Annotated in this window: 7 protein-coding genes and 1 pseudogene; all 8 read left to right on the top strand. The window is 60.6% G+C overall.

Features of this window, described 5'->3' with window-relative positions; translation table 11 throughout:
• Nucleotides 1-814, top strand: a pseudogene (locus QZ511_RS05685) (tryptophan 7-halogenase); the annotation flags it as partial.
• A gap of 34 nt (nucleotides 815-848) precedes the next feature.
• Nucleotides 849-2,015 carry a beta-ketoacyl-ACP synthase gene (locus tag QZ511_RS05680; RefSeq protein WP_295800253.1) on the top strand — a complete coding sequence of 389 codons (1,167 nt, stop codon included), beginning with the start codon at nucleotides 849-851 and terminating at the stop codon, nucleotides 2,013-2,015.
• On the top strand, nucleotides 2,015-2,485 hold the full coding sequence (locus QZ511_RS05675; protein WP_295800250.1) for a hotdog family protein: 471 nt from the start codon (nucleotides 2,015-2,017) through the stop codon (nucleotides 2,483-2,485). The genes QZ511_RS05680 and QZ511_RS05675 overlap by 1 nt, the downstream gene beginning before the upstream one ends.
• Nucleotides 2,486-3,214 (top strand): 3-oxoacyl-ACP reductase FabG, encoded by a 729-nt coding sequence (gene fabG / locus QZ511_RS05670; protein WP_295800247.1) that lies wholly within the window; start codon nucleotides 2,486-2,488, stop codon nucleotides 3,212-3,214. It begins immediately after the preceding gene.
• A complete protein-coding gene (locus QZ511_RS05665) occupies nucleotides 3,214-4,440 on the top strand; it encodes a beta-ketoacyl-ACP synthase (RefSeq protein ID WP_366935619.1) in 1,227 nt (408 codons plus the stop codon). The genes fabG and QZ511_RS05665 overlap by 1 nt, the downstream gene beginning before the upstream one ends.
• Nucleotides 4,441-4,482: 42 nt before the next feature.
• Nucleotides 4,483-5,019: an acyloxyacyl hydrolase gene (locus QZ511_RS05660; RefSeq protein ID WP_295800244.1), complete on the top strand. Its 537-nt coding sequence runs from the start codon at nucleotides 4,483-4,485 to the stop codon at nucleotides 5,017-5,019.
• A 10-nt stretch (nucleotides 5,020-5,029) separates the two neighbouring features.
• Nucleotides 5,030-5,662: a sulfotransferase family protein gene (locus QZ511_RS05655; protein WP_295800241.1), complete on the top strand. Its 633-nt coding sequence runs from the start codon at nucleotides 5,030-5,032 to the stop codon at nucleotides 5,660-5,662.
• A 112-nt stretch (nucleotides 5,663-5,774) separates the two neighbouring features.
• Entirely contained in the window at nucleotides 5,775-6,236 is a 462-nt protein-coding gene (locus QZ511_RS05650) for an Sbal_3080 family lipoprotein (protein ID WP_295800240.1), read from the top strand.
• The last annotated feature ends 5 nt before the right edge of the window (nucleotides 6,237-6,241 follow it).

Below are 6,241 nucleotides of genomic sequence, written 5' to 3'. Positions count from 1 at the left end.
GCGTCTGATCGCCGAGTGCGATGGCGAGCAGGTGGCCTTCAACGGCAAGTTTGTGCTCGACGCCAGCGGTTTTGGCCGGGTGTTGCCGCGCCTGCTGGAGCTGGACCGGCCATCGGATTTCCCCGTGCGCCAGTCGGTGTTCACCCATGTGCAGGACAACATCGATGAGGTCGGCTTCGACCGCGACAAGATCCTGATCACCGTGCACCCGGAGCAGCGGGATATCTGGTACTGGCTGATTCCCTTCGCCGGTGGCCGCGCATCCCTGGGTGTGGTGGGTAAACAGGAACAGATCGAAGCGCTGGGAGAAACTCCGGAGGAAATCCTGCGCGCGGCGGTGAATGGCTCCCCGAACCTGGCCAAGACCCTGCAGAACGCCGAGTTCGATACCCCTGTGCAGCGCATCACCGGTTACGCCAGTGATGTGAAATCCCTTACCGGACCCGGCTTTGCACTGCTGGGCAACGCGGGGGAGTTCCTCGACCCGGTATTTTCCTCCGGCGTCACCATCGCCATGAAGTCCGCCCAGCTTGCCAGCGATTGCCTGGACCGGGAGTTGCGCGGGGAGACCGTGGACTGGCAGGCCGAGTTTGCCGCGCCGCTGAAGGCCGGCGTCGACGTGTTCAAGGTCTACGTGACCGCCTGGTATGAAGGGACTTTTCAGGATGTGATTTTCCATCCCAACCCGCAGCCGGAGATCAAGCGCATGATCTGCTCGATCCTCGCCGGTTACGCCTGGGACACCAACAACCCCTATGTGGCCAGTGCGCAGCGCCGCCTGCGCACCCTCGCAGAAATCTGCGCGCGCGACTGAACAGGACTGAGAGCGAAAAAGTACGAACAGCGTTATGCCCGATTACTACCTCAACCATATGAGCCTGACCTGTGCCCTCGGTACAGGAACCGATGCGGATGCCGAAGCACTGGCCCAGCGCCTGTTCCGCGGCGACACCTCGGGGATGCGCCAGGGCAGCCCGTGGCTCGGCCCGGATCACAGCCGTTTTGGCGCCGTGGGCATGGAGCTGCCGCAGGTCCCGGAACATCTGCTGGAATACGACTGCCGCAACAATCGCCTGGCACAGCAGGTGGTTTCCGGCCTGCGGGAACCGCTACAAAGCCTGATCGAGCGCGTCGGCGCTGCGCGTATTGGTGTGGTGATGGGAACCTCCACCTCCGGTATTGCCAGTGGTGAACAGCGCCTGGCCAGTCCGGGGCAGAAAAATTATCGCTATCGCTATCAACAACAGATGGCGGCGCTGGCAGAATACGTCGCCCGCTATTTACAGCTGGATGGACCGCGCCTGACGGTGTCCACTGCCTGCTCCTCCAGTGCCAACGCCTTCGCCAGTGCGCGCAGGCTGTTGGCCATGGACGTGTGCGACGCAGTCGTGGTCGGCGGTGTAGACACCCTGTGCGGCATGACCGTCACCGGCTTTAATGGCCTGGGTGCCCTGAGCGCTGGCCATACAAGCCCGTTCAGCGCCGACCGCGACGGCATCAATTTGGGTGAGGCGGGCGCGGTGTTTATCATGAGCCGCGAGCCGGGCCCGGTGCGCCTGTGCGGTGTGGCCGCGAGCTCCGATGCCCACCATATGTCGGCGCCGGACCCGGAGGGTCGCGGTGCGGAAGCGGCCATGGCCGGAGCGCTGAAAGACGCCGGCCTGCAGCCCGCGGATATCAGCTATCTCAATCTGCATGGCACCGGCACTCCGCAGAACGACATCATGGAAGCGCTGGCGGTGAGCCGGCTATTGGGGGAGGCGACACCCTGTTCGTCTACCAAACCCATGACCGGGCACACCCTGGGTGCGGCGGGCGCACTGGAGGCGGCATTCTGCTGGCTGGCACTCAGCCGTGGCCAACTGCCCCCCCACTGCAATGGCAGCGACCGCGACCCCGCACTGCCGCCAATCAATCTGGTGCGCACGGGTGATACCGCGAGCGCGCCGCGCTTTGTAATGAGTAACTCCTTCGCCTTTGGCGGGAGTAACTGTTCACTGATACTGGGAAGCTAATGGAACAGAATCCATCATCCCCGTCCCAGCCCTACAGTGCTGAGGAACTGGTACCCCACAGTGGCGACATGTCGCTGGTGGACGAGGTGCTGGAGGTGGCCGAGGAGAGTCTGCGCGCGCGACTGACCGTGCGTGATGACGACATCTTCAGCCGCAACCGGCGCGTGCCCGCCTATGTGGGTATCGAATATATGGCTCAAGCAGTAGCCGCTTTCTCCGGCTACCACGCGCGCGAGGCCGGGCAACCGGTGCAGTTGGGATTCCTGCTCGGCACCCGCCGCTTCGCCAGCAATGTGGCCTGGTTTGAGTGCGGCTGCCAACTGCAGATCGCGGTGGAGCGCCTGCTGCAGGCGGACAACGGCATGGCGACGTTCGAGTGCCGCCTCACCGGCGAGGGCATCGAACAGACCGCGCGGCTGAATGTGTATCAGCCGGACAACATCGAAGAATACCTGAAGGAAAAACGCTGAATGTCTGATTGGGTACTGGTAACCGGCTCCAGCCGCGGCATCGGGCGCGCCATCGCGCTGCGCCTGGCCAACGACGGATTCAATATCGTGTTGCACTGCCGCAGCCGCCGCGAAGAGGCGGAGCAGGTGGGCAGTGAGGTTGCGGCACTGGGCCGCGAAAGCCGCATTCTGCAGTTCGATATTCTCGATCGCGATGCCGCCCGCGCCGCGCTGGAAGGGGATGTGGAAGCCCACGGCGCCTATTACGGTGTGGTGTGCAATGCCGGCCTCACCGCCGACAACGCCTTCCCGGCGATGCCCGCGGCAGACTGGGACCGGGTGGTGCACACCAATCTGGATGGCTTCTACAACGTGCTGCACCCGCTCACCATGCCCATGGTACGGCGCAAGAGCGGCGGCCGCATTGTGGTGATGACCTCGGTGTCCGGTATCGCCGGCAACCGCGGCCAGGTGAATTACTCCGCCTCCAAGGCCGGCCTGATCGGCGCCAGCAAGGCGCTGGCGCTGGAGCTGGCCAAGCGCAAGATCACCGTCAACTGCGTGGCCCCGGGACTGATCGACACCGACATGGTGAGCGACGAGCTGCCGGTGGAGGAAATCAAGAAAATGATCCCCGCCCGCCGTCTCGGCAAACCCGAGGAAGTGGCCGCAACCGTGGCCTTCCTGATGGGCGAACACGCGGGCTATATCACCCGCCAGGTGATTTCCGTTAACGGTGGGCTGTGCTGATGAAACGTGTAGTGGTAACCGGTATGGCCGGACTGTCGCCGATCGGTCAGGGTTGGGAGGAAGTCGAAGCCTCCCTGCGCGGACGCGAGTCCGGCGTGGTGTACATGGACGACTGGGACAAATACGAGGGCCTGAACACCCGCCTGGGCGCCCCGGTGAAAGACTTTACAAAACCCGCGCACTACCACCGCAAGCGCGTGCGTAGCATGGGCCGCGTTTCCCTGCTGGCGGTGCGCGCCACCGAACTGGCGCTGCAAGACGCCGGCCTGCTGGAAGACCCGATTATCACCAGTGGCATGGCGGGCATCGCCTACGGTTCCTCCGCGGGTACTCCAGCGGCCATGGGGGACTTCGGCAATATGCTGCTGAACCACCGCACCGACGGCCTCAATGCCACCAGCTATATCAAGATGATGGCGCACACCGCGCCGGTGAACATCGGCGTGTTCTTCGGCATGTGCGGGCGTATCTATACCACCAGTTCCGCCTGTACCTCCGGCAGCCAGGGTATCGGCTACGCCTTCGAGGCGATCCGCAACGGCAGCCAGACGGTGATGGTAGCGGGCGGCGCGGAAGAACTGTGTGCGACGGAAGCGGCGGTGTTCGATACCCTGTTTGCCACCTCCACCAGCAACGACGCCCCGGGTACCACCCCGCGTCCGTTCGACCGCGAGCGCGACGGCCTGGTGATCGGCGAGGGCGCCGGCACCCTGATCCTGGAGGAGTACCAGCACGCCACGGCGCGCGGCGCGCACATCTATGCGGAAATCGTCGGCTTTGGCACCAACTCCGATGGCCAGCACGTCACCCAGCCGCAGGCAGAGACCATGCAGATTGCGCTCAAGCAGGCCATGGGCCAGGCCGGCATCGACGGTAGTGCCGTCGGCTATGTCAGCGCCCACGGCACCGCTACCGACCGCGGCGACGTGGCCGAGAGCCGGGCAACCCGCGCGGCCTTCGGCCGCGCGGTGCCGATCAGTTCCATGAAAAGCTATACCGGTCACACCCTGGGCGCCTGCGGCGCGCTGGAAGCCTGGGCCAGCATTCAGATGATGCACCGGGGCTGGTTCCACCCCACCATCAACCTGCAGCAGGTGGATCCCGAGTGCGCGGATCTGGACTACATTGTGGGGGATGGCCGGGCCATCGATACCGAGTACGTCATGAGCAATAACTTTGCGTTTGGCGGTATCAATACCTCGCTGATTTTCAAGCGGCCCAGTTAAATATCGGAATCACACTGATAACAACATAAACAGGTGAATACATTGGCTTTTCGTTTGCTCGCATTTCTGATTTCAGTCTTTTTTGTTCAGCAGGCGGCGGCCAATGAATTACTGTTCAGCGCCGGCGGCGGCCCGCAGCCGGATTCGCCGCAGAGCAACCGCACCTACGGTATCGATTACTCTTTCAAAAAATTCGAGAAGAGTTACCGCCAGCATATCCACCTGGGGGTTAGCTACACCAAGGTGACAACCGATGCGGATAGCCACCGCTCCTTCCAGGCCGTCTCTATTTATCCGCAGCTAAACCTGTACCCGCGCAAACAGAGCTGGGGTCAGCCGTACTTTTTTGTGCGCGCCCTGGGACCGAGCTACATCAGCAGCAACCAGCTGGGCGACCGCCACCAGGACAACCACTTCGCCTTCCAGGCCCAGGTCGGCTACGCCGCGCGTATCAACTGGCAGGACCGGGAAGACCTGGTGGTGATGGTTTCCTGGAAGCACTTCTCCAACGCCAATCTGTTCAGCGACAACGACGGTATCGATATGCCGTTCGTGGTTAATGTGGGGCTGAATTTTTAATAAAGAATAAGTGAACTCCCCGATCATCGGTGCCAGCCTGGGGCGGACCGGCACCTACTCGCTGAAGTTGGCATTGGAAAGGCTAGGATTTGCCCCGTGTCTGCATATGAGCGACTTCTCCTCGAACCCGGCGCTTTGCCGCAAATGGATACGGGCGCTGGATTCAGGCTTTCCGGATTGGCCTGCGCTGCTGAATGGTTATCGCGCGGTGGTCGATTGGCCCGCATGTAATCATGTAGCGGAATTTCTGCAGTGTTTTCCCAATGCGACGGTTATCTATACCGAGCGCACCTTTGAGGATTGGTACAGTAGCATCCGTCAGACCATTGTTCCTGCTTTGCAATGGTCAACACAGATCGCGTCTGGCAAACGTTCACCATTTATCGAGCTGGCCAACCATGAAGTGCTGGGTACAAGTTTTCAGGGAAAACTGGATCGTGACAGTCTGAAGCTTGTTTACGAGCAGCACCGGCAGCAAATCGCTGAGCTGGTGCCCTCCGAGCAGATTCTGTTTATTGACCTGCAGCAGGGCTGGGTTCCCCTGTGCCAGTTTCTGGGTTTTCCTGTACCAGAAGACACTTTTCCGCATGCCAATATGGCAGGGGATTTTGTTCGTACCCTGCGCCGGAACCGCCGCGCTTAGTGTGCCGATCAGGAATAATTGACCGAATAAGAGACTTTCAGGAGATTTTAATATCGCTATTTCTGTGTTGAAATGTGTGTCACAACATCAACAAAAGAAAATGGGGTATTAAATGTACAAAAAATTTTCACTTCTCCTGGGGGCACTGCTTTTGGTGGCCGGCTGTTCCATTCAGCAGACGGTAGAGCCGTCCAGTGTATCTACCGGTGGCGAGCTGTGTATTGTAGAAAACTCTGCGGTGCGCGAAGGGTTTCTGGCGGAGTTGCAATCTTCTTTAGCAGCCAACGGTGTGCACTATAAAGTCCTGCCTGCCAATTCATCACTGGTGGAGTGCGAGTGGACGGCTACCTATACAGCACGTTGGACCTGGGATCTCGCTCTTTACATGTCATTTGCTGAAATCAAGGTCTACCGCAATGGCGCGCCGGATGGTAGCGCTGTTTATGACTCCACTCGCGGTGGCGCAAACATGAGCAAGTTTATTGATGCGGAAACCAAAATTCGTGAGCTGGTAGATCAGTTGTTGCAGAAAACTGCGCTGCTGAAAGCGATCGAAAATGAAAACGCTGCGTAAAAGCT

The sequence above is a fragment of the uncultured Microbulbifer sp. genome (assembly GCF_913055755.1).
In the GTDB taxonomy this organism is placed as follows: Bacteria; Pseudomonadota; Gammaproteobacteria; order Pseudomonadales; family Cellvibrionaceae; genus Microbulbifer.
The sequence above is the reverse complement of the archived record's forward strand: the minus strand, read 5'-3'. Positions and strand labels throughout refer to the sequence as shown.

Excerpts from the sequence above, each read along its gene's own strand:
- QZ511_RS05680 (WP_295800253.1), top strand. The coding sequence starts at position 849 with ATGCCCGATTACTACCTCAACCATATGAGCCTGACCTGTGCCCTCGGT.
- QZ511_RS05675 (WP_295800250.1), top strand. The coding sequence starts at position 2,015 with ATGGAACAGAATCCATCATCCCCGTCCCAGCCCTACAGTGCTGAGGAA.
- fabG (WP_295800247.1), top strand. The coding sequence starts at position 2,486 with ATGTCTGATTGGGTACTGGTAACCGGCTCCAGCCGCGGCATCGGGCGC.
- QZ511_RS05665 (WP_366935619.1), top strand. The coding sequence starts at position 3,214 with ATGAAACGTGTAGTGGTAACCGGTATGGCCGGACTGTCGCCGATCGGT.
- QZ511_RS05650 (WP_295800240.1), top strand. The coding sequence starts at position 5,775 with ATGTACAAAAAATTTTCACTTCTCCTGGGGGCACTGCTTTTGGTGGCC.